This is a genomic window from Microbispora sp. CA-135349, from assembly GCF_050947365.1.
Classification (GTDB): domain Bacteria; phylum Actinomycetota; class Actinomycetes; order Streptosporangiales; family Streptosporangiaceae; genus Microbispora.
This window is the reverse complement of sequence record NZ_CP192001.1, coordinates 7,032,772-7,055,602: the sequence shown is the minus strand read 5'-3', so window position 1 is coordinate 7,055,602 and position 22,831 is coordinate 7,032,772. Positions and strand designations below refer to the sequence as shown.

The 22,831-nt window shown below is 72.3% G+C and carries 24 protein-coding genes and 1 pseudogene; 16 read left to right on the top strand and 9 right to left on the bottom strand.

What is annotated here, in order from left to right:
- Nucleotides 1-10: 10 nt before the first annotated feature.
- Entirely contained in the window at nt 11-1,459 is a 1,449-nt protein-coding gene (locus ACQPZZ_RS32480) for an ATP-binding protein (RefSeq protein WP_432925378.1), read from the bottom strand.
- Nucleotides 1,456-3,114 (bottom strand): FAD-dependent oxidoreductase, encoded by a 1,659-nt coding sequence (locus tag ACQPZZ_RS32475; RefSeq protein ID WP_432925376.1) that lies wholly within the window; start codon nt 3,112-3,114, stop codon nt 1,456-1,458. The genes ACQPZZ_RS32480 and ACQPZZ_RS32475 overlap by 4 nt, the downstream gene beginning before the upstream one ends.
- Nucleotides 3,115-3,243: 129 nt before the next feature.
- On the opposite strand from ACQPZZ_RS32475, the gene ACQPZZ_RS32470 reads away from it, so the two are divergent.
- Together ACQPZZ_RS32470 and ACQPZZ_RS32465 are read left to right on the top strand one after the other, a co-directional pair.
- Nucleotides 3,244-3,942 (top strand): CBS domain-containing protein, encoded by a 699-nt coding sequence (locus ACQPZZ_RS32470; protein WP_432925374.1) that lies wholly within the window; start codon nt 3,244-3,246, stop codon nt 3,940-3,942.
- On the top strand, nt 3,939-4,418 hold the full coding sequence (locus ACQPZZ_RS32465; protein ID WP_432925372.1) for a CBS domain-containing protein: 480 nt from the start codon (nt 3,939-3,941) through the stop codon (nt 4,416-4,418). The genes ACQPZZ_RS32470 and ACQPZZ_RS32465 overlap by 4 nt, the downstream gene beginning before the upstream one ends.
- Here ACQPZZ_RS32465 and ACQPZZ_RS32460 read toward each other — a convergent pair.
- Complete coding sequence (locus ACQPZZ_RS32460; RefSeq protein ID WP_432925370.1) at nt 4,405-5,409, bottom strand: zinc-binding alcohol dehydrogenase family protein; 1,005 nt, start codon at nt 5,407-5,409, stop codon at nt 4,405-4,407. The genes ACQPZZ_RS32465 and ACQPZZ_RS32460 overlap by 14 nt on opposite strands.
- A gap of 7 nt (nt 5,410-5,416) precedes the next feature.
- The gene (locus ACQPZZ_RS32455; protein ID WP_363646608.1) at nt 5,417-5,842 is read right to left on the bottom strand and encodes a pyridoxamine 5'-phosphate oxidase family protein; all 426 of its coding nucleotides are present in this window, start codon (nt 5,840-5,842) and stop codon (nt 5,417-5,419) included.
- A gap of 169 nt (nt 5,843-6,011) precedes the next feature.
- Between ACQPZZ_RS32455 and ACQPZZ_RS32450 the strand changes: the two genes are divergently transcribed.
- The 10 genes and pseudogenes from ACQPZZ_RS32450 (at nt 6,012) to ACQPZZ_RS32405 (ending at nt 14,623) form a co-directional block, all read left to right on the top strand.
- Nucleotides 6,012-6,419 (top strand): VOC family protein, encoded by a 408-nt coding sequence (locus tag ACQPZZ_RS32450; RefSeq protein WP_363646609.1) that lies wholly within the window; start codon nt 6,012-6,014, stop codon nt 6,417-6,419.
- A 73-nt stretch (nt 6,420-6,492) separates the two neighbouring features.
- Nucleotides 6,493-6,705 carry a hypothetical protein gene (locus ACQPZZ_RS32445; RefSeq protein ID WP_432925368.1) on the top strand — a complete coding sequence of 71 codons (213 nt, stop codon included), beginning with the start codon at nt 6,493-6,495 and terminating at the stop codon, nt 6,703-6,705.
- A gap of 5 nt (nt 6,706-6,710) precedes the next feature.
- Nucleotides 6,711-7,046, top strand: coding sequence for an ArsR/SmtB family transcription factor (locus ACQPZZ_RS32440; RefSeq protein ID WP_432934626.1), 336 nt, complete (start codon nt 6,711-6,713; stop codon nt 7,044-7,046).
- On the top strand, nt 7,043-8,776 hold the full coding sequence (locus ACQPZZ_RS32435) for a SulP family inorganic anion transporter (protein WP_432925366.1): 1,734 nt from the start codon (nt 7,043-7,045) through the stop codon (nt 8,774-8,776). Before ACQPZZ_RS32440 ends, ACQPZZ_RS32435 begins: the two co-directional genes overlap by 4 nt.
- Before the next feature lie 81 nt (nt 8,777-8,857).
- Entirely contained in the window at nt 8,858-10,180 is a 1,323-nt protein-coding gene (locus ACQPZZ_RS32430; protein ID WP_432925364.1) for a lanthionine synthetase LanC family protein, read from the top strand.
- Between the two features lie 210 nt (nt 10,181-10,390).
- Nucleotides 10,391-11,353, top strand: coding sequence for a zinc-dependent alcohol dehydrogenase family protein (locus ACQPZZ_RS32425; protein ID WP_432925362.1), 963 nt, complete (start codon nt 10,391-10,393; stop codon nt 11,351-11,353).
- A gap of 195 nt (nt 11,354-11,548) precedes the next feature.
- Nucleotides 11,549-11,818 (top strand): cellulose binding domain-containing protein, encoded by a 270-nt coding sequence (locus ACQPZZ_RS32420; RefSeq protein ID WP_432925360.1) that lies wholly within the window; start codon nt 11,549-11,551, stop codon nt 11,816-11,818.
- Nucleotides 11,815-11,883 (top strand): annotated as a pseudogene (locus ACQPZZ_RS32415) (hypothetical protein); the annotation flags it as partial. The gene ACQPZZ_RS32420 and the pseudogene ACQPZZ_RS32415, both read left to right, overlap by 4 nt.
- A 222-nt stretch (nt 11,884-12,105) precedes the next feature.
- The gene (locus tag ACQPZZ_RS32410; RefSeq protein WP_432934624.1) at nt 12,106-13,080 is read left to right on the top strand and encodes a glycoside hydrolase family 5 protein; all 975 of its coding nucleotides are present in this window, start codon (nt 12,106-12,108) and stop codon (nt 13,078-13,080) included.
- 268 nt (nt 13,081-13,348) lie between these two features.
- Nucleotides 13,349-14,623: a hypothetical protein gene (locus ACQPZZ_RS32405; protein ID WP_432925358.1), complete on the top strand. Its 1,275-nt coding sequence runs from the start codon at nt 13,349-13,351 to the stop codon at nt 14,621-14,623.
- 32 nt (nt 14,624-14,655) lie between these two features.
- Here ACQPZZ_RS32405 and secA2 read toward each other — a convergent pair whose 3' ends face one another.
- The gene (gene secA2, locus ACQPZZ_RS32400; protein WP_432925356.1) at nt 14,656-16,962 is read right to left on the bottom strand and encodes an accessory Sec system translocase SecA2; all 2,307 of its coding nucleotides are present in this window, start codon (nt 16,960-16,962) and stop codon (nt 14,656-14,658) included.
- An 89-nt stretch (nt 16,963-17,051) separates the two neighbouring features.
- Between secA2 and ACQPZZ_RS32395 the strand changes: the two genes are divergently transcribed.
- From ACQPZZ_RS32395 to ACQPZZ_RS32385, 3 genes are all read left to right on the top strand, one after another.
- Nucleotides 17,052-17,408, top strand: a complete 357-nt coding sequence (locus ACQPZZ_RS32395) for a VOC family protein (RefSeq protein WP_432925354.1) — start codon at nt 17,052-17,054, stop codon at nt 17,406-17,408.
- Between the two features lie 147 nt (nt 17,409-17,555).
- Entirely contained in the window at nt 17,556-18,518 is a 963-nt protein-coding gene (locus ACQPZZ_RS32390) for a hypothetical protein (protein ID WP_432925352.1), read from the top strand.
- A 129-nt stretch (nt 18,519-18,647) separates the two neighbouring features.
- On the top strand, nt 18,648-19,535 hold the full coding sequence (locus ACQPZZ_RS32385) for a DMT family transporter (protein ID WP_363646618.1): 888 nt from the start codon (nt 18,648-18,650) through the stop codon (nt 19,533-19,535).
- A gap of 24 nt (nt 19,536-19,559) precedes the next feature.
- On the opposite strand, the gene ACQPZZ_RS32380 is transcribed toward ACQPZZ_RS32385, so the two are convergent.
- On the bottom strand, nt 19,560-20,717 hold the full coding sequence (locus ACQPZZ_RS32380; RefSeq protein ID WP_432925350.1) for an FAD-dependent oxidoreductase: 1,158 nt from the start codon (nt 20,715-20,717) through the stop codon (nt 19,560-19,562).
- 68 nt (nt 20,718-20,785) lie between these two features.
- On the opposite strand from ACQPZZ_RS32380, the gene ACQPZZ_RS32375 reads away from it, so the two are divergent.
- Nucleotides 20,786-21,358 (top strand): TetR/AcrR family transcriptional regulator, encoded by a 573-nt coding sequence (locus ACQPZZ_RS32375; protein WP_432925348.1) that lies wholly within the window; start codon nt 20,786-20,788, stop codon nt 21,356-21,358.
- 78 nt (nt 21,359-21,436) lie between these two features.
- Here the strand turns inward: ACQPZZ_RS32375 and ACQPZZ_RS32370 are convergent, their stop codons facing one another.
- The 3 genes from ACQPZZ_RS32370 to ACQPZZ_RS32360 all read right to left on the bottom strand — a co-directional run bounded on the left by ACQPZZ_RS32370 (nt 21,437) and on the right by ACQPZZ_RS32360 (nt 22,720).
- Complete coding sequence (locus ACQPZZ_RS32370; RefSeq protein WP_432925346.1) at nt 21,437-21,622, bottom strand: GNAT family N-acetyltransferase; 186 nt, start codon at nt 21,620-21,622, stop codon at nt 21,437-21,439.
- A complete protein-coding gene (locus tag ACQPZZ_RS32365; RefSeq protein WP_432925344.1) occupies nt 21,622-22,017 on the bottom strand; it encodes a GNAT family N-acetyltransferase in 396 nt (131 codons plus the stop codon). Before ACQPZZ_RS32365 ends, ACQPZZ_RS32370 begins: the two co-directional genes overlap by 1 nt.
- A gap of 106 nt (nt 22,018-22,123) precedes the next feature.
- A complete protein-coding gene (locus ACQPZZ_RS32360; protein WP_432925342.1) occupies nt 22,124-22,720 on the bottom strand; it encodes a GNAT family N-acetyltransferase in 597 nt (198 codons plus the stop codon).
- Nucleotides 22,721-22,831 lie beyond the last annotated feature (111 nt).

The following is a 22,831-nucleotide window of genomic DNA, read 5'->3' as shown; positions in this document are numbered from 1 at the left end:
GCCGGGTTCCCTACGGCCGGTCCTCTCGGGGCGCCTGCACGAGGGGCAGGTAGACCCGGAACCGGGTGTCCCCGGGCGCCGACTCCACCCGGATGTCCCCGTGGTGCTTGTTGACCACGATCCGGTAGGAGATGTCCAGGCCCAGGCCGGTGCCCTCGCCGACGGGCTTGGTGGTGAAGAACGGCTCGAAGATGCGGGGCCGGATCTCGGGCGGGATGCCGGGACCGGTGTCGCCGACCTCGACGATCAGGTGGCCGTCCTTCCGCCGCGTGCGGAGGGTCAGCGTGCCCGTGCCGTCCATCGCGCCGAGCGCGTTGTCGATGAGGTTGGTCCACACCTGGTTCAGCTCCGCGGCGTACGCCGGGATGGGCGGCAGCGACCGGTCGTACTCCTTGACCGTGCACACGCCCTCGGGGATCTTGCCGTGCAGCATGGTCAGCGTGGCGTCGAGCAGGTCGTGCACGTCGACCGTCTGGTGCGGGGCGCGGTCGAGCTGGGAGTACTGCTTGGCGGCCGCGACCAGGCCGGAGATCCGGTTGACCGTGTCGTCGATCTCGCACATCAGCAGCTCGGTGTCCACCGTGTAGGTGAGCCACCGGACCGCGGCCTCCAGGTTCTCCTCGCCCACCGCCCCGGCGATCTGGTCGAGCCAGGCCGCGTCGAGGCCGCCGGCCACCAGCGTCGCCGCCAGGTCCCAGCCGCCGACGATGTCGTGGTCGTCCAGCCAGTCGGCGACCGCGTCCTCGGCGTCGGAGCGCGTCAGCGGCGTGAGGTCGGGGGCGGAGGCCGACCGCTTGACCGCGTCCTCCTGCAGCTCCACCAGGTCGTGCAGCTGACTGCCGTCCAGCCGCCCGTCGGCGATCATGGCGAGCTTGTGCCGCATGCCCGCCACCCGCTCGCGCAGCGCCGACGTCGCCCGTACGGCGGCGGCCGCCGGGTTGTTCAGCTCGTGCGTCAGGCCGGCCGACAGCGAGCCGAGCGCGAGCAGCCGCTCCCGCTCGCCGACGATCGTCTGGGTGGCGCGCATGCCGAGGAACAACCCCTCCAGCAGGTGCATCGCCATCGGGAACCACTCGCGCACGCAGGCACCGATCACCTCGGCCGGCAGAACGAAGAACTCGGCGTCGGTGAGCGCGGTGAGCGTGTTCAGGTAGAGCTGGGAGAACTCACCGGTGATGTACGCCTGGGTGGCGCCGCCGTACACGCCGCGCTGGCCGGTGCGGCTCACCTCGACCTCGTCGCCCTGCACCCGCCTGCTCATCGCGACCGTGCCGCTCAGCAGCACGAAGAAGCAGGTCGCGGGATCGCCCTCCTGGTAGACGAGGGTGCCGGCGAGCCGCTGCTCCACCCGGCCCGCCTCCGACAGCCGGACGAGCTGCGCGTCGTCCAGCGACTCGAACAGGAAGAGCGTGCGCAGTTCGTCGGGTGACAGGGTCGGCTCACTCGGATGGTCGGTCATCTGGCCTCCAGGTAACGGTGCACGAGCGAGACCGCCATCGCGCCCTCGCCCACGGCCGAGGCGACGCGCTTGACCGACCCGGCCCGTACGTCGCCCGCCGCGAAGACGCCGGGCATGCTCGACTCCAGGTGATAGGGGTCCCTGGACGGCGTCCACCCTGCCGGGCGGTTGCCGTCCGCGAGCAGGTCGGAGCCGGTCAGCACGTAGCCGCTCGCGTCGCGGGCGACCACGTCGCCGAGCCAGTCGGTGCGCGGTTCCGCCCCGATGAAGACGAACAGCCACGACGCCGGCACGGTCGTCGTCCGGCCGGTCCGCCCGTCGCACAGCGTCAGGCGCTCGAGGTGGTCGCGGCCCTGGCCGCCGACCACCTGCGTGCGCGGGTGGACCTCGATCGACGCGATGGCCTCGATCTGGTCGATCAGATAACGCGACATCGACCGGGTGAGGTCATCACCCCGGATGAGGATGTGCACTTTGCTGGCGAACCGGGAGAAGTACACCGCCGCCTGGCCGGCCGAGTTCGCCCCGCCCACGATGTAGACCTCTTCTCCGGCGCAGCTCGGGGCCTCGGTCGCGGCCGCGCCGTAGAAGACGCCGCGGCCGGTGAACTCGGCCAGGCCGGGCGCGTCCAGCAGCCGGTACGACACGCCGGTCGCCAGCACGATGGTGTGCGCCGTCACGGCGGTGCCGTCGACGAAGCGCAGCACCGTGGCCGAACCGCTGCGTTCGAGGCCGACGACCTCCCGGGTGGTGAGCAGTTCGGTGTTGAACTTGAGCGCCTGCCTGCGGGCGCGGTCGGTGAGCTGGGCGCCGGACACGCCGTCGGGGAAGCCGAGGTAGTTCTCGATGCGGCTGCTCTGCCCGGCCTGGCCGCCGGTGGCGCGCTGCTCCACGAGCAGGGTGCGCAGCCCCTCGGACGCGCCGTACACCGCGGCGCCGAGACCCGCGGGGCCCGCGCCGATCACGGCGAGGTCGTACAGATCCGCGGCCGGGGTGGTGGCCATGCCGACATGCGCGGCGAGGTCGGCCTCCGTGGGCCGCGCCAGGGCCTTGCCGTCCGTGGTGATCACCACCGGCACGTCCGTCTCGCTCATCCCGGCGGCGGTCAGCAGGCGCACGCCCTCGGCCTCGTCGGCCCGCAGCCAGCGGTACGGCACGAGGTTGCGGGCCAGGAAGTCGCGCACCGTGAACGAGTGCGCGGACCAGCGATGACCCACGATCTTGGTCTCGGGCATCGTCACGGCGGGGGTGGCGAGCCAGGCGTCGAGCAGCGCGTCAAGCACCGGGTAGAGCTTCTCTTCCGGCGGGTTCCACGGCTTGAGCAGGTAGTGGTCGAGGTCGACGATGTTGATCGCGTTGATGGCCGCGTCGGTGTCCGCGTAGGCGGTCAGCAGCACCCTGCGCGCCAGCGGGAAGACGTCCATGGCCGCCTCGAGGAATTCGAGGCCGTTCATCTGGGGCATCCTGTAGTCGGCCAGGATGACGGCGACCTGCTCGCCGCGCAGCTTGATCTCACGCAGCGCCTCGAGCGCGCTGGGGCCGGACTCGGCTCGGATCACCCGGTAACGGTCGCCATATCGGCGGCGTACGTCACGAGCCACAGCCCGGGAGACGGAAGGGTCGTCGTCGACGGTGAGGATCGCGGCATTCTGCACAACACACAAGGTACTGGCGGATATTCGCTTAATGGGACCCCCGGGACATAGGTCCCACGGTAGGGGGACGTTCGCCGGTCGCCCCGCCGCCGCTTGTGGCCAAGGCTGGGGAGAACGAGGGAGGGTGTCATGCCGATGACCGTCCGCGACGTCATGAACAGGTTCGTGGTGGCCGTCGAGGCGACTGCCTCGTTCACCGACGTGGTCACCGCGATGTGCCGGTTCCATGTCGGGGCCGTCCCCGTCGTCGACGCCGACAGGCGGGTGGTCGGCATGGTGAGCGACGAGGACCTGCTGCTCAAGGACCTGGACAGGCGGCTCGGCGATCTGCTCTTCGAGGGGCCGTCCCGGCACAGGGAGCGCAGGAAAGCGCACGGCCGCACCGTCTCCGAGATCATGAGCAGCCCCGCGATCACGGTCACCGAGGACACCCCGCTGAGGCGGGCGGCCATGCTGATGCACCGCAACAGGATCAAGGATCTGCCGGTGGTGGACGGGCAGACCGGGCGGATCACCGGAGTGGTCAAACAGTCCGACCTCATCAGGGCGTTCTGCCGGCCCGCCGAGGACCTTCGCGACGACGTCCTGGAGGTGGTGGCCCGCCACTCCCGGGACTGCGCCGTACGGATTGAGGGCGGGGTCGTCCACCTCGACGGCGGAGTGGAACGGCGGTCCCAGCTCTGCGCTCTGATCGGAGAGGTCTGGCGGGTGGACGGGGTGGTGGACGTCGAGTCCTCCATGACGTACGAGACGGACGACGTGGGCCGGGACGTCTCCGCGGGCGCGCCCCCGGGGACCGGCCCGGCGGAAGGCGGGAAAGTTCGATGAGCGTCGAGACCATGACCGCGTCAGAGGTGATGAGCCGGACGCTCGTCACGGTGGAGCCGGAGGAGTCGCCGCTCATGGCCTGGGAACTGATGTGGCGGGCAGGCGTCCACCACCTCCCGGTCGTGGACGCCTGCTCGCGGCTCGTCGGCGTGCTCACGCGTGAGGACGTCGCCGCGCACTGGTCGGGCGGCCCCGCCGAGCAGTCCCTGGCGGCGGTGCGCACGCTCGTGCGGGGGCGGTGCTGTCCCCGCGTCGCCCCGGACGCCCCGCTCCGCGAGATCGCCGCGCTGATGACCGACGCCGACTGCGGCGCGGTCCCCGTGCTCGGGCCTGACGACGTTCTTCGGGGCCTGGTCACCACCACCGACGTGCTGATGGCGCTCGCCGGGAGGACGGCGCGACCGGCCGGCGGCCCCACGGACGTGAAGGGCGGCCTGTTCCGCCTGGAGCCGGTGCCGCCCGTCACCGGTCCATGAGCAGGACGGCCGCCCCCTCGACGCGGTCGGCGGCCAGGTCGGCCAGGGCCCGGTCGGCGGCGTCGAAGGAGTAGGGCGTCGTCGCGACCCGCGGGTGGTGGCGGGCCGCGAGCCCCAGGAACTCGTGCCCGTCGGCGCGGGTGTTGGCCGTGACGCTGCGCAGCGTCCGCTCCTGGAACAGGTGGCGCCGGTAGTTCAGCACCGGGATGTCGGTGAGGTGGATCCCCGCCACGGAGAGCGTGCCGCCCCGGTCGAGCGCGGCCAGCGCGACCGGCACGAGGTCGCCCACCGGGGCGAACAGGATGGCCGCGTCCAGGGGCTCGGGCGGCGGGTCGGCGCTGCCCGCGGCGGAGGCCGCGCCCAGCCGGAGCGCGAGCTCCCTCGCCGCCGCCGACCTCGTCATCACGTGCACGGTCGCGCCCTCGGCGATCGCGATCTGGGCGGTCAGGTGCGCGGACGCGCCGAAACCGTAGATCCCCAGCCGCCCGCCCGGGGGCAGGCCGGCGCGGACCAGCGCGCGGTATCCGATGATCCCCGCGCACAGCAGCGGCGCGAGCGTCTCCGCCGGGGGGTCCTCCGGCAGCGGGTAGACGTACGCCGCGGGGGCGGTCAGCAGCTCCGCGTACCCGCCGTCGGCGTCCCAGCCGGTGTAGGCGGACGCGGGGCACAGGTTCTCCGCGCCGCGCAGGCAGTAGCGGCACCGGCCGCAGGTCGAGCGCAGCCAGGCCACCCCCACGCGGGCGCCGGGCGGCGGCCCCGCCGTGTCCGGGCCGAGCCCCGCCACCCGTCCCACGACCTCGTGGCCGGGCACCGTACGAGGGCGTCTCGGGGGGAGGTCGCCCTCGGCGAGATGCAGGTCGGTGCGGCAGACCGCGCACGCCTCGACGCGGACCAGCAGTTCCCCGGGCCCGGGCACGGGATCCGGCAGCGCGGACCGCTCCAGCGGCCGCGTCGAGACGGGCCCCGGCCGGGCCACGACCCAGGCGTCCATGACCCGGCTATCCGTGCTGGATGCGCCGGCCGCTGATCTCGACGGGCACGATCCGGATGTAGAGCTCCCGCTCGCCGCCCGCCCACGTCTCGACCTTCTTGTTCACGTCGCCGGTCACGTGGTGCGCCCCGCCGCGGACGAGCACGCTCCAGCCTTCCCGGGTGCTCTCGTCGATGTGGTCGACCTCGAAGGCCACCATGAAATCGGCCCCCTCGACCCCGGTGCGCAAATCGGCGTCCATCGGGCCGCCGAGTGCCGTCCGGAACAGCACGGCGCCCTGCTCGACCGTGTAGTTGACCGGCAGGATCACCGGCCCGCTGGGGTTGTTGAAGGCGATCCTGCCCACCCCGCCGGGCGAGATCAGCCGCAGGCACTCCTCGCGGTCGAGCTTGTCCAGGCGCGGCATGCCCGCGGGTGCGGTGTCTTCAGTCATGCGGACCTCCACAGTGATCTCATGGGCCGTCGGCACACTAACGTCCGGTACCCCTCGTGGCGGCAGGGCCGTCCGTCGTCCGCCGGAGGGACGAAGGGCCCGGAAGGCTTGGCCGCCGCTTGCCGTAATCCATCCTTAACCGCATGCCCCAGATGGGCACGACCGTCACGTGGAAGTGCTGAGCAGCCGCATACTCCTGCGACCGGCCGACGGTGTCGAGAGCCGCCGTTTCTACCGTGACGTCCTGGGCCTGGCCGTCAGCCGGGAATTCGGGCCGGCCGAGGACCCCGGGGTGGTGTTCTTCCTGGGGCAGGGGCTCCTCGAGATCTCCCCGCACGGCTCCGGCGCCGGACAGGAGGGCACGGCGATCTGGTTGCAGGTTCGCGACGTCCAGAAGGAGTACGACCGGCTGCTGGAGGCCGGCGTACGGGTGTCCAGGCCGCCCCGGCTGGAACCGTGGGGGCTGGTGGAGATGTGGATCGAGGACCCCGACGGCCTGCCGATCGTGCTGGTCGAGGTCCCCGAGGGCCATCCGCTGCGGCGCGATCACCGTTCCTTCGCGCCGTTCCCCGCCTGAGCCCCTCCGCCTCCCCGAGTGGGCCGAGTGGACTGCGGTGCTGCTGAATTGAAGAATTCTTCATATTGTGAATATGCTGGGCCTCGCCGACGAAGGAGAGGACGACATGCACGAGTTCACGGCGGAGCTGCGTGCCCGGCTCGCGGAGGCGCGCGAGGAACTGCGGCGGGCGCGGGAGAGCGGCGACGAGCACGGCATCCAGATCGCCTTGGGTCGACTGGACAACCTGAACCGCCTGGCCGCCGACCACGGGATCGGCCCGGAGGCGGCGGGAGGGGCGGAGTGAGCCCGATGCCCGTCCCGCTCTACCAGGCCAAGGCCGACTTCTTCCGCACCCTGGGACATCCGGTGCGCATCCGCGTGCTCGAACTCCTGCGGGACGGCCCCCGCCCGGTCCGCGAACTGCTGGGCGAGATCGAGGTGGAGGCGTCGAACCTGTCCCAGCAGCTCGCCGTGCTGCGCCGTACCGGCCTGGTGAGTGCGGTCAGGGAGGGCGGCACGGTGGTCTACTCGCTGGCCACCCCCGACGTCGTGGACCTGCTCGCGGCGGCCCGGCGGATCCTCACCGAGATGATCACCGGCCAGGGTGAGCTGCTGGCCGAGCTCCAGGCGGAGGCGGCCGAGTGACCGGCACGGCCAGGCGGTTGTACGGGCGGGTCGCGCGGCTGCTTCCCTCGCCCGCCGATTGGCGGCCGGCCCGTCGCAGCCCCGGCCGCGACCTGATCGCCGGGCTCACGGTCGCCGTGGTGGCCCTGCCGCTCGCGCTCGCCTTCGGGGTCGGCTCCGGGCTGGGCGCGCAGGCCGGCCTCGCGACCGCGGTCGTCGCGGGCGCGGTCGCCGCCGTCTTCGGCGGCAGCAACCTCCAGGTGTCGGGCCCGACGGGCGCCATGACCGTCGTCCTCGTCCCGATCGTGCACGGTCACGGCCCGGGCGGAGTGCTCGCGGTCGGCCTGCTCGCCGGACTCGTGCTCGTCGTGCTCGCGCTGGCCCGCGTCGGCAGGTACGCCCGTTACATGCCGGCACCGGTGATCGAGGGCTTCACCGCGGGCATCGCCGTCGTGATCGCGCTCCAGCAGGTGCCCGCGGCGCTCGGGGTGACCGGCCGGGGGGAGCGGGTGTGGCAGGCGGCGGGCGACGCGCTCGCGAACTTCGCCCGCGATCCGCGCCCGGCGCCGGTCGCGATGGCGCTCGCGGTCGCCGGGGTCATGCTGCTGGGGGCGCGGTGGCGGCCCGCGGTGCCGTTCTCCTTCCTCACGGTCGTGGCCGCCACGGTCGTGGCCGAGATCGGCGGACTGGACGTCGCCCGCATCGGGACTTTGCCTGCCGGGCTGCCCGCGCCGTCGGCGGGTTTCCTCGACCCCTTCCTCGACCCCGGCGCCATCACCGCGCTGCTTCCGGCGGCCTTCGCCGTGGCCGCCCTCGGCGCGCTGGAGAGCCTGTTGTGCGCCTCGGTCGCCGACGGGATGAGCGTGGGGGAGCGGCACGACCCCGACCGCGAGCTGTTCGGGCAGGGCCTGGCGAACGTCGTCTCCCCGCTGTTCGGCGGCATCCCCGCCACCGCCGCGATCGCTCGTACGGCGGTCAACGTGCGGTCGGGCGCCCGCTCGCGCCTGGCCTCCCTCACGCACGCCGTCGTGCTGGCCGTCATCGTGTTCAGCGCGGGCGGCCTCGTCGGGCGCATCCCACTCGCCGCGCTGGCCGGGGTGCTGCTGGCCACGACGGTCCGCATGGTCGAGGTCGGCTCCCTGCGCGCCATCGCCAGGTCCACCCGGGGCGACGCCGCGGTCATGGTCCTCACCTTCGCCGTGACCGTCGTCTTCGACCTCGTCACCGCGGTCGCGACCGGCGTCGGCGTCGCGGTCGTGCTCGCCCTGCGGGCCGTCGCGCGCAGCGCCCAGATCGAGCAGGTCCCGCTGGAGACCGGCGACCACGGCGACGAGGAACGGCGCCTGCTGACCGAGCACATCGTGGCCTACCGGTTCGACGGGCCGCTGTTCTTCGGCGCGGCCCACCGCTTCCTGCTGGAGTTGTCGGAGGTCGCCGACGTGCGGGTGGTCATCCTGCGCATGTCGCGCGTGTCCACGATCGACGCCACCGGCGCGGGCGTTCTCGGCGACGTGATCACGCGGCTGGAGGGCAGGGGGATCACCGTGCTGCTGTCGGGAATCCGGCCGGGTCACGACGAGGTCCTCAGCCGGCTCGGGGTGGCCGGGCATCTGCGCCGCGACGGGCTCGTCTTCCCGGACACGCCGGCCGCGATCACCCACGCGAGGACGCTGCTCGTCCTCCCGTCCCGGCCGCCCGGATCCCCGGTTGCCGTCGCACGTCACCCGAACGTTTCCGCGCCGACGGTGTGATCGGTGCGCCACTGCCCGTAGGCTGCGGAGTGGAAGAGTTATAGCCTTAATTTCCTACCAGCTTTGTGGGAGACTGGGGTGATGAGCGCCTGGCCCCGTGAGACCCCTGTCACCGCCGCCGTCACGGCCGCGCGCTGGGTGCGGTCGGCGGCGGTCGACGACGACCTGGGACGGCGATGGCGGGCCAACCCCGATCCCCGGGGGCGGTCCGCCGCGGCCGGTGACGACGCGTCCCTCTACTCCGGCGCGGCCGGTGTCGTGCTGTTCTTCCTCGAGCTCGCCGCGGCGACCGGCCACGAGGCGTACCTGGAGGACGCGCTCGCGGGGGCCCGCCGGCTCGCCGTCGTCTGGCGCGAGCGGCGCGACCCGACCTTCTACCACGGGCTCGCCGGTGTGCTCTTCGCGCTGGCGGAGACCGGATGGGCGACGGGCGACGAGGAGGTCTTCGGGGCGGCCCGCGCCGCCGCCGCCCGTCTCGCCCGCGACGCCCGCTCGTTCGGCGACGGCGTCGGCTGGACGGGGGACCCGGCGCAGCGCGGCGACGGGGGGATCGTGCTCGCCCTGCTGCACGCGGCGGGCATCCTCGGCGTCCCCGAGTACGAGGAGGTGGCGATCGAGGCGGGCAGGCGCATCGCCGGCCTCGCCGTCCCCGGGCACCGCTTCGGCGGCGACGCCTGTCCCGACCTGCCGGTGGACGCCGTCACCCCCGGATTCCTGTCCGGCACGGCGGGCACGGCGTTCCTGCTCGCCCGCCTGTACGGCGTGACCCGCGACGAGCGGTTCCTCGCGGCGGCCCGCCGGGGCGCCGACTTCGTCCGGACGGTCAGCGTGGTCACCGATAGGTGCGCGCTCGTGCCGCATCACCTCCCGCAGGGGCGCCGGCTCCACTACCTCGGCTTCTGCTCGGGGTCCGCGGGGGTCGCCCGGATGTTCTTCGAGCTGCACCGGGTGACCGGCGACCCGGGCGATCTCGACTGGGTGGAACGGCTCGCGCACGGGATCGTGCAGAGCGGGGTGCCCGGGTCCCGGCCCGCGGGTCACTGGGACGTGGCCTGCCTGTGCTGCGGCACGGCCGGGCTGATCGAATGCTTCGTCGGCCTGTACGCGGCCACGGGCCGCGAGCGGCACCTCGACTTCGCGCGCGCGCTCGCCAAGGACCTGATCGGGCGCGCGACCGCGGGCGACGAGGCCGGCTTCCGCTGGTACCAGGCGTACCGGCGGCTGCGCCCTGGGGAGGTCACGGCCGACACCGGATACATGGTGGGAGCCGCCGGCATCGGGACCGCCCTGCTGCATCTGGACGCCGCGGAGCAGGCCGCGCCGCGCCGGTTGATCCTCCTGCCGGACAACCCGTTCCCGGCCATCCCGATCCCCGCCGCCGTCCTGCGCGGCGACCAAGCCTAGTTCTGGCCGGGTCGTGTCTTCTCGCGTTCTCTCGCGGCTCCCCCGGTGCCGGCCGTGCCCCGCGCGGGAGTGGTCACGGTTGTCCAAGGGGTCGGAACGCAGGATGTGAGGCAAACGGCCGGTCATCGCTCTCACTTCAGCCATGCGGACGGCGGCGTCCGTTACGGTCCGAAGGCAGTGCCGATCGATCCGAGAATGTGGTGACGACCCGTGAAAGCAGTGGTAATTCAGGCGTTCGGAAGTCCCGAAGGCCTGGCCATCGTCGACCTTCCCGCCCCGGCTCCCACCGCCGGGCAGGTGCTGGTCGCGACCGAGGCGATCGGCGTCGGCGGCGCGGACGTCGTGATCCGAAGCGGTGCTCTGGCCGCCTACGGTTTCGAGGAGGGCCTCATCCCCGGCAGCGAGGTGGCGGGCACCGTGGTCGCCGTGGGCGACGACGTCGACACCTCATGGATCGGGCAGCGGGTGTGGGCGTTCACCGGCGTGGGCGGCGGCTACGTCGAACAGGCGATCGCTCCGGTCGAGGAGATCCTTCCCCTCCCCGCGAACCTGTCCTCCGTCGACGCGGTGACGCTCGGGAGCTCCGGTGTGGTGGCCCACTTCGGCCTTGCCCATGCCCACTTCGCTCCCGGCGAGTCGGTGCTGGTGCGTGGCGCGGCCGGCAGCATCGGGATCATGACGGTCCAGCTCGCGGCCCGTGACGGCGCCGGCGCGGTCGCGGTCACGACGTCGTCGGCCGAGCGCGGCGAGCGCCTGCGCACGCTCGGCGCGACCCACGTGCTGGACCGCTCCGGCGAGGGGGGCTCCGACGCTCCCGCGGGATACGACGTCATCATCGACGTCGTCGCCGGCGCGGACCTGCCTTCCTTCTTCGGCAAGCTCAATCCGAACGGCCGCCTGGTGGTCGTCGGTGCGGTCGGAGGCCAGCCGCCGGCGGATTTCGGCACGACGATGATGGCGGCGTTCCGGAAGTCGATGTCGTTCGCCACCTTCAGCGCCGACACGGTCGCCGGGCCCGCTCGGCGTGCCGTGAGGACCGAGCAGTTCGCGGCCGCGAGTCGCGGCGAGTTGCACATGGTGGTGCACGAGGTGCTGCCGTTGGAGGAAGCCGTGTCGGCGCATCGGAAGATGGACGCCGGCGAGGTGTTCGGCAGGATCGTGCTGACGCCGTAGCCCTCGCGGTTCACGCCACTCGCCGGTCACACGCGCTGCTGCCCATCCAGCGAGCCAGATTTTCCCGGCGGGCTGAAAATTTCACCTGTCCGCGTCCCGTACGCCCAGTTCAGCGGGGGCGGCTGCCCTGACGCCGTTGACTTAACCGGTCTAGTTCACGACGCTTCGCTCCGGTCTTCCATGGAAGGACGGAGCATGCGACGGAGAGGCGCGATCCTCACCGCACTGGGGCTGATCGCCGCGGGCGGACTCGCTCTGGGCAACACGCCGGCGGCCCAGGCCGCCGTGGCGTGCAAGGTCGCCTACACGGCCAGTGAGTGGCAGGGCGGCATGTCCGCCAACCTGAGCATCCAGAACCTGGGCGACGCCCTCAACGGCTGGACGCTCACGTTCACGTTCCCCACAGCGGTCAGAAGGTCACCCAGGGCTGGTCGGCCACCTGGAGCCAGTCGGGCGGCACCGTGACCGCGACGGCCATGGACTGGAACAAGTCCCTGCCCGCCGGCGGCTCGACGAGCATCGGCTTCAACGGAGCCTGGTCGGGGAGCAACCCGGCGCCGGCCGGCTTCACGCTGAACGGCGTCGCCTGCGACGGCGGCACGCCGCCCCAGTCCCCGTCGCCCTCGCCTTCCCGCTCACCGAGCCCCTCGCCCAGCCCTTCGCCCAGTTCGTCGCCCAGTTCGTCGCCCTCGACGTCGCCCAGCCCGTCGACCGGGGCGGCGCCGAAGCTGAAGGTGTCGGGCAACAGGATCGTGAACGCCGCGACCGGCACGCCGTACCGGCTGCTGGGGGTCAACCGGTCGGGCGGCGAGTTCATGTGCGTCCAGGGCCGCGGCATCTGGGACGGCCCGGTCGACAACGCGGCGATCGACGCGATGAGGGCGTGGAACGTCCGGGCTGTCCGCGTCCCGCTGAACGAGGAGTGCTGGCTCGGCCTGAGCAACATCCCGTCCTCGTACGGCGGCGCCGCCTACCAGAGCGAGGTCAAGGCGTACGTCGACCGGCTGGTCGCCAAGGGCATCACGCCGATCGTCGAGATGCACTGGAACTACGGCCAGTACACCGGCAACTCCTCGGGCTGCTCCGACGTCCACGCCTCCTGTCAGAAGCCGATGCCGGACGCGCAGTACGCCCCGCAGTTCTGGACGGGGGTGGCGAACGCGTTCAAGGGCCGCGACGAGGTCGTGTTCGACCTGTTCAACGAGCCCTACCCGGAGCGCGCGACCGGCAGCGCCGCCTCGGGGTGGGCCTGCTGGCGCGACGGCGGCACCTGCTCCGGCATCCCCTACCAGGTGGCGGGCTTCCAGTCGCTGGTGAACGCGGTGCGGGCCGCCGGCGCGACCAACATCATCATGCTGGGCGGCCTGGCCTACTCCAACGACCTGTCGCAGTGGCTGCAGTACAAGCCCACGGACTCGCGGAACAACCTGGCCGCCGCGTGGCACGTGTACAACTTCAACTCCTGCGTCAGCACCTCGTGCTGGGACAGCCGGCTCGCGCCCGTGGCCGCCCAGGTCCCGCTGGTGGCCGGCGAGATCGGTGAGAACACCTGCTCGCACGGGTTCATCGACCAGGTCGTGAACTGGTTCGACGCGAAGGGCGCGTCCTACCTCGGCTGGACCTGGAACGCCTGGGACTGCTCCACCGGCCCGTCTCTGATCAGCGACTACAACGGCACCCCGACCGCCTTCGGGGCCGGGCTGCGGGCTCGCCTGCTGTCGTCCTGATCCCGATACGTGGCGTGCCCTCCTTCCCTCCAGCCCCCCGGGAAGGGGGGCGCGTCCACTCCAGACTTTGCCACTTCATGGGAATTTCGTCCAGAAAGTAAAGTTTTCATCCGAGATGTCGAGATTTGGGGTGTTCTTGGCTTAGTGTCCGGTTACCCAGCCGTGACCAGTCAGGAGATCCCCCATTTCCAGCTACGCGGACCCCCACACCGACGCCCTCCGGGAGCAGACGAGCCCGGCGAAGGGCGAGACGCACCACGCGACCGCCGTGCCTCCGCACCGGCAGGACGCCTCCGCCCGCCCCGCCCCGGCGGGCTCCCCGCACATGCCCGCCGACGTCACACTCGTCGCCACCGGATGGTTCCCGGACGCGGACGACGCGACGGACCCGCAGCCGCGGGAGGCCGTTCCCGAGGCGGCGATCCCGGACGCGGCCACCGCGCCCGCCATTCCGAAGGTCGGCTGCCCGACGGCCGACGGCCAGACCGTCCTGCACGCCGGCAAGACGACCGCGTCGTACTTCTGGGACGACGGGTCGGGCATCAACGGCGACACCGGGGCCCCCGCGTCTGGCGAGCCGATGCAGAAGGGCCTGGCCGCCAGCCCGAGCTGGCCGATGGGCACCAAGGGCTACGTGGTCTACAAGGGGAAGAAGGCCGACTTCTTCGTCGGCGACCGCGGTCCCGGCGTTCCCTCCAGCAGCGGGGTCATGCTCGACCTCGACGGCAAGACGTTCGCCGAACTCACCGGCGGCACCTGGAACAAGCACTCGCTCACCGTCGAGGACGCGGGCGGTCTCGGCCACATCCCGGTGCAGTACGTGATCACCCAGTGGGGCAGGGGCCTCGGCAAGACGGGCGCGCCCAAGCCCTTCTCGACGGGCGCCTACGGGGTGAAGGACCACCCGGAGCCCCCGCCTCCCTGCCCCACGGCGAATCCCGCCCCATCACAGGACTCGGCTTCACAGGGCTCGGCATCACAGGGCTCGGCTTCACAGGACGCCGCTCCGGCTCCCGCGTCCACGCCGTCCACGCCATCCACGCCGGGGGCGGAGGAGAGTCCCGCCTCCGTGGCCTCCCCGTCGGTGGCTCCCGCCGCCACCACCGAACCCGCCACCGCCACCACCGCAGCGGCCGCGCAGGCCGAGGCAGCGGCCACCACCACCGCCGCCACCGCGGCACCGGGCACGCAGGCCGAGGCGGCCGCCGTAGGGATGACCCCCCTTTCCGGTACGGCAGGGGCGAGGAGCGTCGCGTCCCCCGCGCCCGCCGCGGCGAAGGCCCCCGCGAAGGCCCCCGCGAAGACCGTCGAGAGGGACGTGAAGGGAGCCGCGAAGGGGACGAGGACCGGCGAGACGACGGCCTCCCCGGCGTTCACTCCCGCGTCGGCGGTGGACGGACAGCTCGAAAACGCCGCCGTTCCCGCCTTCTCGGTCGCGATCGTCGTGTGCGCCCTCGTCGCCGTGGGCGCCAAGGCCCTGCTGAGCCGCCCCGCCCACGCTCACGGCGCCTCCCACCAGCCAGGCCGTCACCGCAAGCGGTAGGAAGACGGCCGCCTTCCCGGGCCGGGGGACGTCTACCGTTTGCGGCCCTTGAGCGCTCCGGCCACGCGCTTGAGCACGCGGTCCCACTCCGAGCCGAACGGGTTGTCCTGCACCAGGTAGGTCCAGGTGGCCGTGGGCCGCTTCAGGCCCTGCTCCGCGAGGTCGCGGGTGACGTCGGCCTTCTCGAAGGTCTCCCGGGCGCGCCGCTCGACCTCGTCGAGCATCGCCCGGTAGGCCGGAACGGCCTCGCGGTTGAACTCGTCGAGCGGATTCAGCCGCCCGAGGGCCCGCAGGTGGATGCCCTCGCGCAGGTCGGCGAGGAAGCCGAGATGCTCGGTCCAGCAGCGGTCGAGGTGATACAGCACGATCTGCCGGGCGGCCCGCTCGACCGTCTCCTCGCCCGCCGTCTCGCACAGCTCGCCGTAGCGCTCCGGGCAGGCACGCTCCAGGGCCCGCGCCCCGGCGTCGCCGTGCAGGACGCGGTCGCGCTGCTCCAGGACCTCCGCCCGCTGGCGCTCCTGCAGTCGCGTGTAGCGCCAGGTGTTGCGGTGGATCTCCAGGTTGACGCCCTCGGCGACGCGCTGGGCGTGCGCCACCAGCCCGGCGGCGTCGGCGCCGGTCACGACGCCGTCGCGGCCGGCCGGGGGCAGCGACTGGTCCGGCGCGTACGCGGTGAGGAGCGTGTCCTCGCCACTGACGAAGAACACCGAGCCGCCGGGGTCGCCCTGCCGTCCGGCCCGGCCCCGAAGCTGGTCGTCCAGCCTGCTGCTCTCGTGCCTGCCGGTGCCGACGACGTAGAGCCCGCCGAGCCCGGCGACCTCCTGCTCCTCGTCGGGGTCGCCGGCGCCGAGCCGGATGTCGGTGCCGCGACCGGCCATCTGTGTGGAGACCGTGATCGCGCCGCGCCGGCCGGCCTTGGCGATGATCTGCGCCTCCTCGGCGTCGTTCTTCGCGTTGAGCACGGCCGCGCTCAGCCCCCTGGCTTGCAGGGCCTCGGCCAGGCGCTCGGACTCGGCCACGTCGAGCGTGCCGACGAGGACCGGCTGCCCGGTGGCGTGCCGGGTCTCGATCTCCTCCAGCAGCGCCCGCTCCTTGTCCTCCAGCGTGGCGAAGATCCGGTCGGGCTCGTCCACCCGTACGCACGGCTTGTTCGGCGGAATGACCGCGACGCTGAGGTCGTAGAACTCCCGCAGCTGCTCGTGCACGGCGATCGCGGTGCCGGTCATGCCGCACACGCGCGGGTAGCGGCGGATGAGGCTCTGCACGGTCATCGAGTCGAGGATCTCGCCCGTCTCCGACGCCGGCAGGTGCTCTTTGGCCTCCACGGCCGCCTGGAGCCCGTCCGGCCAGCGCTGCAGCACCGCGACCCGGCCGCGGGAGGTGTTGATCAGGTGGACCCTGCCGTCCCTGACGATGTAGTCGACGTCCCTGGTGAGCAGCGCGTGGGCGTGCAGGGCGAGGTTGACCTGGGTGACCACGCCGGGATGCTCGTAGAGGTCGATTCCGAGGGCCTTCTCGACCGTGTCGGTGCCCTTGGGGGTGAGGAAGACGCTGCGCCCCTCCTCGTCGATCGTGTAGTGGTAGCCGCGCGACAACCGCCGTACGAGGGCCGCCATCTCGGGCAGCGCCGTGCCCGGGTCGGCCGTGCCGGCCAGCACGAGCGGCACGCGGGCCTCGTCCACCAGGACCGAGTCGGCCTCGTCCACCAGCGCGACCTCGGGGGCGGGCACGACCAGCTCTGCCGGGTCCGTGCCCAGGCGGTCGCGCAGCACGTCGAACCCCAGCTCGCTGACGGCTCCGTATGTGACGTCGCAGGCGTACGCCGCCCGGCGATCCTCGGGGGTGGAGGTCTCGGCGATCCATCCGGCGGTGAGGCCGAGCGTCTCGTACAACGGTCCCATCCACTCGGCGTCACGGCGGGCCAGGTAGTCGTTCACCGAGACCGCGTGGACCCGGGCGCCGCGCAACGCGTACCCGGCCGCCGTCAGGGCGCCGACGAGCGTCTTGCCCTCGCCGGTGGCCATCTGCACGACATTGCCCTCCAGCATGGCGAGCATGCCGACGAGCTGCACGTCGTACGGCCGCTGGCCGAGCGCCCGGCGGGCGGCCTCCCGCATCGCGGCGCAGAAGTCGGCGGAGCCGACCCACGCGGGATCGACCTCCGCGGGGCGAAGGGCGGCCCGCCGGGCCACCTCGCCCTCCAGTTCGCCCGCCTCGGCCACGATCCGCTGGAAGGGAGCCAGGTCGACACTTCCCGGCTTGTCCAGGAATCGCCTGATCCATGCACCTACCCGCGCCACACCCGCTCCAACGACTCGCCTGCCGGACTGGTTCCACATGCCCGGTTCATGGTCCCACTATCGGTGAGGATTTCAGTGGTGGGGCGTACCTGACACTCCCTGACAGGTACGGGCGGCAGGATGGCGGCATGACAACGATCGCCAAGCTCATCGCCGTGACCATCGACTGCGCCGAGCCGAAGAAGCTCGCCGAGTTCTACTCTCAGATCACCGGATTCGCCGTGCAGTACGCCGAGGACGAGTACGCCGGGATCGGCGACGGCACGACGAGCATCTACTTCCAGCGCGTGCCCGAGCGGAAGGCGCCCTCCTGGCCGGGCGGGGACAAGCAGTTCCACCTCGACTTCCGGGTGCCCGACGTGGCCAAGGCGGTTGAGGAGTACATCGCGCTGGGGGCGTCCAAGCCGGAGTTCCAGCCGGGCGACTGGGTGGTGCTCGCCGACCCGGAGGGCCACCTTTTCTGCGTGTGTCCGGAGAGGTCATGAAGTGGCCTCGGTGGTCCTCGATGGGCACAGTGTGGCTGACTCTCCTGACGATGCAGGAAGCGTGATTACATCGCGTGAGTGAATCTAGTCTCTCCGTGATCGATTTCGGCGGGCAGGGGGCCCGCCTGATGCGATGCGGAGGCACTCATGACGACTCGATCGGCGACCCGTCCCGGCCTGGTTCTCCTCGGGGCGGGACTCGCCTGCGCGGCGGGCCTGCTGCCGGCCGGATTGGGCGCGACCGCGGCGAGCGCCCAGCCGAGTACCCAGTCGGGTACACCGTCGCAGGCACGGGGGCCCGCGCAGGCGGCCGTCGCCCTGCCCCGGATCGGCGTGCTCAAGGCCGGGGGCGACGCCCTGGTCAAGGAGGGCGGTCTTTCGGCGAGCTGGGTGCTGGAGCACGACGGGGTCGTCCAGGTCGCGCTCGCGGGCGACCGTATCGGCGTCCTCACCGGGGACGGCCGCGCCTGGGTGAAGGAGGGCGGCCTGTCCACGAACTGGGTCCTGGAGCACGACGGCGTCAAGCAGCTCGCGCTGTCGGGTAACCGGATCGGGGTGCTGACGGCCGACGGCAGGGCGTGGGTGAAGGAGGGCGGCCTGTCCACGAACTGGGTCCTGGAGCACGACGGCGTCAAGCAGCTCGCGCTGTCGGGTAACCGGATCGGGGTGCTGACGGCCGACGGCAGGGCGTGGGTGAAGGAGGGCGGCCTGTCCGCCACCTGGGTCCTGGAGCACGACAGCGCCATGCAGCTCGCGCTGGCCGGCGACCGCATCGGCGTGGTCCGGGCGGACGGCGTCGCGCTGGTCAAGGAGGGCGGGCTGTCCGCCACCTGGGTGACCGAGAACACGGTCGTGAAGCAGCTCGTCCTGGCCGGCGACCGCATCGGGGTCGTCCGGGGAGGCGGGGCGGCATTCGTCAAGGAGGGTGGTCTGTCGGCTCCCTGGGTGACGGAGAACCTGAACGTCCTCGAGCTCGCGCTCGCGGGCAAGCGGATCGGCGTGCTCAAGGTCAACGGCGAGGCCCTGGTGAAGGAGGGCGGCCTGTCCGCCACCTGGGTGACCGAGAACACCGGGGTCATCGACATCGCCCTGTCCAGCGGCGTCGACTGAGCCGCACACACCGCTCGTTCCGGGAAGGTGGCCTGCCCGGAAAGCCCTACTTGTGTCGCAGGCTCCCGTGGCGCGTGCCGGGTCCCACTAAGCTTGCGTGGTGATTTCTCGACACACCGGCGGGCGCGCATGACCTGGGTGGGAGTGGCCATCGCCCTCGTCGGCGCGCTGGGATACGCCCTGGGTGCAGCGCTGCAGCAGTTCGAAGCGGTGAGCGAGGGGGCCACCCTCGCTCTCGTCAGAAGGCCCCGCTGGTGGATCGGCGGGGTCATCGGTTTCACCGGGGCGTCCCTGCACGCGGTGGCGCTCAGCCTGGCTCCGCTGGTCGTCGTCCAGCCCGTGAGCGTGGCGACCCTCGTCTTCGCGGTGCCGCTCGCCGCGACGCTGCACGGCAGACGCCCGCGCCGGGCCGAGATCGCCGGGTCGGTCGCGGTGGCGGTGGGCCTGCTCGGCCTGATGCTGCTGGTTCCGGCGCACAACGTGACCCCGGTCCTGTCCGACGCGCACGCCCTTGAGCTGATCGGCTGCATCGCCCTGGTGGTCGCCGTCACGTTCACCGTGGCCCGCCGGCTGAGGGGCCCGGCGAAGGCGCTGCTGATGGCGATCGGAGCCGGTGCGGTGACCGCGACCGTGTCCACGTTCGTCCGGGTCGTCGGCGGCGGGCTCGAAGGCGACCTCGGCCGCCTGATCCACTGGTTCACCCTGGCCATCCCGGTGCTGCTGGTCTGCGCCGTGGTGCTGCTGCAGAAGTCGTACGCCGTGGGCTACTTCGGCATCGCCTACGCGGGGGTTCAGGTCGTCGATCCCATCACCTCGGTCACCGCCGGAGCCGTATTGCTCGGGGAGTCGCTGCCCACCGACCTGGACAAGGCGATCCCCGCACTGCTCGCGGCCGGCCTGCTGATCGCCGGGACGATCACGCTGGGCCGGCTCGCACCCGACCATGCCAAACCCGCCGCCGGACCTGCGGGGCCGGACAGGATAGGTGCCCCGGTGGGCGCGTCCGAGGCGGCCTGACCTCCTCGCCGCGTCTCTCGGCCGTCAGGGCGACCAGGTGAAGATCTGGTCGCCCTGTCGCAGAGCGACGTTCGGCCCGAGTGCGCCCGCCGCGCGCATCGCGCCGTCGCGCAGGGCCACCGCCACCGGGTTGTGCCAGGCGGTGAGCCGGCCGACGGCCCGCGAGCGCCGCACGATCGGGGTCGTCCGCGCCAGCCGTTCCCGGCTGTAGACGGCCAGGCCGGCGGCCGGATCGCCGTCAGGTGAGACGCGCTCGGCGAGCACGACGGCGTCCTCCATGGCCTGGCAGGCTCCCTGTCCGAGGTTGGGCGTCATGGGATGCGCCGCGTCGCCCAGCAGCGCGACCCGGCCCGCGTGGAAGGCGGGCAGCGGGGTGTCGAGGCAGTGAATGTCGTGGCGGAGCACGGCCGCCGGGTCCGCGGCCTCCAGCAGCGCCGGGATCGGATCGTGCCAGCGGCCGAACAGCCGGAGCAGCTCGTCCCTCTCGTCCGCCGCCCGCAGGCCTGCGGGGACCTTCGCGGTGGCGTAGCAGTAGACCTGACCGCCGGCGAGCGGCATGACCCCGAAGACCAGCCCGGGGCCCCAGGTCTCTGAGGCCAACACAGTCTCCGAGGCGCCGGTTACACCGGGAAGCGGCACGATCGCCCGCCAGCTCGTCACGCCCGCGTAGACCGGAGCGGGATGCCCGGGGAACAGGGCCTCGCGGGTCCGGGACCGGATCCCGTCGGCCGCCACGACGAGGTCGGCATCGATCGTCTCCCTCGTCCCCGCCACGGTGACGCGGCCGGTCGCGGGCTCGACGGACTCGACGCGGGTGTTCACCCGCAGGGCGCCCCGTGGCAGGCGCCCGGCGAGGATGCCGACCAGCACCGACCGGGTGAGCAGCACGATCGGGTCGCCGTATCGGGCGGCGGCGTCCCCGGCCGTGGTCCACGACAGCCAGCCGCCGCCCGGCACGCGGATGCCGCTGCGGCCCTGAATGGCGGCGAGCCTCCTGACCTCGTCCCCGGCCCCGATCACGTCGAGCGCCCGCAGCGCGTTGGGTGCGACCGCCAGCCCGGCGCCCACCGGCTCGATCGACGCCGCCCGTTCCAGGACGGTCACCGACCAGCCCTTCCGCGCGAGGGCGAGCGCCGCCGTCAGTCCGCCGATGCCCGCCCCGATCACCACCGCGTGCGCCATGCCCGCCTCCTCGTCACTACATCTGTAGTGAGCGTACTACAAGCGTAGTGCGCCTCTACGATGTGGGGGTGAGCAGTCAGCGGGAGGTCCTCGTCGCGGACGCGGCCATCGCGATCCTGGCCGAGCGGGGGATGCGCGGCCTCACTCACCGGGCGGTCGACGAGGCCGCGAAGCTGCCGCCGGGCTCCACCTCGAACCACGCGCGCACGCGCGCGGCGTTGCTGGAGCTCACGCTGGCCCGGCTCGCCGAGCGCGAGGAGGCCGTCTTCGCCGCCGCGGTGACACCCGATGGCCGGATGCCCGAGGGCGAGGCGGCGGCGCACCTCCTGGCGAAAATGACGTACGCGGCGGTCACCGTGCACCGGGAGACCACGATCGCGCGATACGAACTGGCGCTGGAGGCGACCCGCCGTCCCGAACTGCGCAAGACGTACGACGAGATGGGGCGCCGCTTCCGCGAGCACGCGGCCGCGATGCTGGCCGCCGCCGGCTCGCCCGACCCCGTACGGCACGGCCGTCAGATGGTCGCGTACGTCGAGGGGCTGCTGTTCGACGCGGTCGTGGGAGCGGGGGGCGTGCCGCCCGTCGAGGAGCTGGACGCAGCCTTCCGGGAACTGCTCCGCATCTTCGCCGGGATGTGATCTATCGGAGGGTCAGGGAGCGTCTGACAAATGCTGCCCGTCACGAGCCTGGGCCATGGGCGGCAGGGCCATGATTTGTCAGACACGATCCAGCAGGCGGGCGCGGTGGGCGGGCCACTCGTCGTCGAGGATGGAGTAGACGGGGCTGTCCCTCCAGGTGCCGTCGGGGCGGCGTCGCTGGCGCCGGAGCACGCCCTCCCGCACGCCGCCGATGCGCTCGATCGCGGCCTGCGACCGGAGGTTGAGGACGTCGGTCTTCAGCATCACCCGGACGAACCCAGGGCGAAGGCGTGGTCGAGCAACGCGATCTTGCAGTCGGTGTTGACGGCCGTACGCCAATAGGCTCTCGCGTACCAGGTGGACCCCACCTCCACGTTCTCGTCGCAGCGGCAGACGTCCCAGTAACCCGTCGAGCCGACCGCCCGTCCGGTCGCCTTGAGAATCACGGCGAACTGGGTGGTCTGGCGATCGGCGAGGAGGCCGGCCACGTGGCGGTGCATCTCCTCAGGTGAGGCGGGGAACGGCCTCGGCTCGAACCGCCACACCTCCTCGTCGCCCCGGCCGGCCGCGTACAGGTCGGCGACGTGGTCGAGGGTCAGCGGCTCCAGCCGTACGACGCGGCCGTCCAGCACGACGGGCGCGGGCATCGTCGCGGTCATGCGGCAGACGCTACCGAGGCCACGCCGCGGGGGACGGCCACTTGGGGCGGAACGGCGGCGACGACACCGCCATCCGTGCCGGCCGGTCCATCGACACCTGCTTCTCTCAGCCGGGAAGTCCCGGCTGATGGGCGGCCAGCAGGCGGGCGCGGTGGGCGGGCCACTCGTCGTCGAGGATCGAGTAGAGGGGGCTGTCGCGCCAGGTGCCGTCCGGGCGGCGGTACTGCCGCCGGAGCACGCCCTCCCGCACGCCGCCGATGCGCTCGATGGCCGCCTGCGACCGCAGGTTGCGGATGTCGGTCTTCAGCACCACACGGACGAACCCCAGGGTGAAGGCGTGGTCGAGCAGCAGGACCTTGCACTCGGTGTTGACGGCGGTGCGCCAGTAGGCCCTGCCATACCACGTGGAGCCGATCTCCACGCTCTCGTCGAAGCCGCCGACGTCCCAGTAGCCGGTCGAGCCGATCGCCCGGCCGGTCTTCTTGAGAATCACGGCGAACTGCGTGGTGCGGGGATCAGCGAGCAGTTTGTCCACCAGCCGGCGCGTGTCGTCCTCGATCTGAGGCACGGGCTCCGGCCGGTGACGCCAGATCTCCTCGTCCTGCGCTGCGAGGAACAGGTCGGGCACGTGGCCGGGAGTGAGCGGCTCAAGGCGTACGACGTGGCCGTCGAGCACGGCCGGTGAGGGCATCTTCGCGGTCATGCGCCCGACGTTATCGGGGACGTACGGTGCGAGCGGATGGCCACTACGACCCGATCGGCGGCGACCACTTCGCCTGTCGACACACATACCGTCTGGTCGGTACGCTGACGG

Bases quoted from the DNA above. Each gene is read 5' to 3' on its own strand.
- ACQPZZ_RS32365 (WP_432925344.1), bottom strand. From the start codon at position 22,017: ATGACCGCGACGATGCCCGCGCCCGTCGTGCTGGACGGCCGCGTCGTA.
- ACQPZZ_RS32460 (WP_432925370.1), bottom strand. From the start codon at position 5,409: ATGGACGCCTGGGTCGTGGCCCGGCCGGGGCCCGTCTCGACGCGGCCG.
- ACQPZZ_RS32480 (WP_432925378.1), bottom strand. From the start codon at position 1,459: ATGACCGACCATCCGAGTGAGCCGACCCTGTCACCCGACGAACTGCGC.
- ACQPZZ_RS32470 (WP_432925374.1), top strand. From the start codon at position 3,244: ATGCCGATGACCGTCCGCGACGTCATGAACAGGTTCGTGGTGGCCGTC.
- secA2 (WP_432925356.1), bottom strand. From the start codon at position 16,962: ATGTGGAACCAGTCCGGCAGGCGAGTCGTTGGAGCGGGTGTGGCGCGG.
- ACQPZZ_RS32465 (WP_432925372.1), top strand. From the start codon at position 3,939: ATGAGCGTCGAGACCATGACCGCGTCAGAGGTGATGAGCCGGACGCTC.
- ACQPZZ_RS32360 (WP_432925342.1), bottom strand. From the start codon at position 22,720: ATGACCGCGAAGATGCCCTCACCGGCCGTGCTCGACGGCCACGTCGTA.
- ACQPZZ_RS32440 (WP_432934626.1), top strand. From the start codon at position 6,711: ATGCCCGTCCCGCTCTACCAGGCCAAGGCCGACTTCTTCCGCACCCTG.
- ACQPZZ_RS32385 (WP_363646618.1), top strand. From the start codon at position 18,648: ATGACCTGGGTGGGAGTGGCCATCGCCCTCGTCGGCGCGCTGGGATAC.
- ACQPZZ_RS32395 (WP_432925354.1), top strand. From the start codon at position 17,052: ATGACAACGATCGCCAAGCTCATCGCCGTGACCATCGACTGCGCCGAG.
- ACQPZZ_RS32445 (WP_432925368.1), top strand. From the start codon at position 6,493: ATGCTGGGCCTCGCCGACGAAGGAGAGGACGACATGCACGAGTTCACG.
- ACQPZZ_RS32430 (WP_432925364.1), top strand. From the start codon at position 8,858: ATGAGCGCCTGGCCCCGTGAGACCCCTGTCACCGCCGCCGTCACGGCC.
- ACQPZZ_RS32380 (WP_432925350.1), bottom strand. From the start codon at position 20,717: ATGGCGCACGCGGTGGTGATCGGGGCGGGCATCGGCGGACTGACGGCG.
- ACQPZZ_RS32455 (WP_363646608.1), bottom strand. From the start codon at position 5,842: ATGACTGAAGACACCGCACCCGCGGGCATGCCGCGCCTGGACAAGCTC.
- ACQPZZ_RS32390 (WP_432925352.1), top strand. From the start codon at position 17,556: ATGACGACTCGATCGGCGACCCGTCCCGGCCTGGTTCTCCTCGGGGCG.
- ACQPZZ_RS32370 (WP_432925346.1), bottom strand. From the start codon at position 21,622: ATGCTGAAGACCGACGTCCTCAACCTCCGGTCGCAGGCCGCGATCGAG.
- ACQPZZ_RS32420 (WP_432925360.1), top strand. From the start codon at position 11,549: ATGCGACGGAGAGGCGCGATCCTCACCGCACTGGGGCTGATCGCCGCG.